General features: G+C 56.6%; 1 protein-coding gene. It reads right to left on the reverse strand.

All coding sequences use genetic code 11. The features are described 5' to 3' along the window. A partial coding sequence (locus PXY01_RS21975; protein WP_127573269.1) for a beta-ketoacyl reductase occupies positions 1 to 2,074 on the reverse strand: 2,074 nt, incomplete at both ends.

Below are 2,074 nucleotides of genomic sequence, written 5' to 3' on the forward strand. Positions count from 1 at the left end.
CCTACCCGGCGGTTATGCTTGGCCGCAATCCGTTCCCGGGTGTAGCCTGCATCTTCTATCGCTTCCCAGCAAGCCTCGATGAACAGCCTCTCCTGCGGGTCCATGCCGAGCGCTTCCCTCGGGGCGATATGGAAAAACAGCGGGTCGAACTCTGCGAAGCCCTCGATAAAGCCGCCCCATTTGCTATAGCTTTGTCCATTCGCGACTGCCTCCTCTTTATCCGGATAATAAAATCCGTCCAAGGACCAGCGCTCCTGCGGAATTTCCGTGATGCAATCTTTTCCCGCCTTCAGATTGTCCCAGTATTCGTTCATATCTCTTGCACCTGGATATCTGCCGGAGATTCCGATAATAGCAATCGGCTCGCGGGCATTTGCTGGCGTCTCTTCCGTCTCATGCCCCGTAACGCTGCGGACAAGCTTCGCTGCCGTCTTCGCCGACGTCGCTTCCTCGGCAATTCGAGCCGCATGGTGCGGCACAGCAGCCGCTTCCTCAGCAAGCTGCATAGCTTCGCTCATGCCGGTCCATCTCATGCACGTCTGCGGATATTCCGCTACAAAATATTCCGCCAAGGACCGCAGCGTCTGGTGTTCGTAGAACAGCGTCTTCGACAGCTCACCGAACGCTTCGGCAAGCTTCCCGTTGAGCTGGGTGATCATAATCGAATCGATTCCATAGCTCTCCAGCGGCTCATTCGCCTCGATGCTGCCGATGCTAAGACGGGTCGTTTCCCCCAGCATCACCTTAAGCCGATGTAACGTTTTATCATAAAGCATGCTCGCATCGAGCTTCGGAACAGACGCCGAGGCCAAGAGGTCATCCGGCCCAGCATCAGCCGTCGTCAAATAAGCCTCGATTGCCGCCGGCTCCCCTTCCATAACCATCAGTTGCGCCTTGCCCGAAGCCAAGCTTTGATATAATGCCTTAATGCCTGAACGAGTCTGCATCGGCGTTACGCCCATATTCCTCGTCATCATCTTCTCCGTCTCCGCATCAATCCGCATCCCGCCCTCTAACCACAGCGGCCAGCGGATCGAGAGCGTCCGTCCCCGGCGTCTTCCCTCGTTCACCAGGGCATTCCGGTATTCGGCGTACGCGTCCATAAAGGCGTTGGCGGCAGCATAGTCGGCTTGCCCAGGATTGCCTAGGCTGCCGGATATCGATGAGAAGAGCACGAAGAAATCAAGCTCCTCGCCGCGGCTTGCTTCATCCAAATTAACCAGTCCCGTCACCTTCGGCCTCAGTACCTCTTCAAATTCCTCCCTTGTTTTTCGGATGATGAAATTGTCCCGATTCATCCCGGCACAGTGGATAATGCCATGGATTCGCCCGTATTCCTCCCTTATGCTTTGGATCAGCCCAATCGCGGCGGCTCGATGGGTAATGTCACCCTGCCTGTATACTACGATTGCGCCGGAATCCTCCAGCTCCTTCAGCCGCTCCTGCTTGCTTCGATTCAGCTGCGACCGTCCCGTCAAAATTAATGTCGCCCCTTGAGTCTGCCGAGCAATATCTTGCGCAAGAAGAAGTCCTAAGCCGCCCGCACCACCAGTAATCAAATAAACGCCATCGTCCTTCCACGGAAGCTGCCCTTCATCGTCCGCAGAAAGCTCAAGTCTGTTCCAGTACGAGGTTTGCCGAATCCCGTTCTCGTAGCGAACCCAGACATCAACCGGACTACGGCTGTTCGCCTCCAGCTTCGCGGCAATGCCATCCGCGCTGTCTCCCGGCTCCAGCTCGATCAGCTGCCCAATCAATTTCGGATTTTCCAGTCGAGCCGTCTTGAGCAGGCCCGACAGTCCTGCGAACAGTCGCCCTTCTCCGGCATTGAACAGGACAAACTGAACGAGCACCCTGCCTCCCGGCTTGTCTTTAAGGATGCGCTGGATGCTCTCAAATGCTTCAGCGGCATAGGTCTGGAACCGCTCGTCTACTCGGCTGCTGCCGATTCGGAAGGTAATGACCTGAGCAGACCCGTTCATCTTCGCCGCAAGCAGCTCATGCAGCGTTTCGTCCGGCTCGCAGAGCATGACGATTCGCCGATCGTAGACAGGCGCTGCCGCTTCCGCCGGGA

Origin of the sequence: Paenibacillus xylaniclasticus, assembly GCF_004001065.1 — a bacterium.
Classification (GTDB): domain Bacteria; phylum Bacillota; class Bacilli; order Paenibacillales; family Paenibacillaceae; genus Paenibacillus_T; species Paenibacillus_T xylaniclasticus.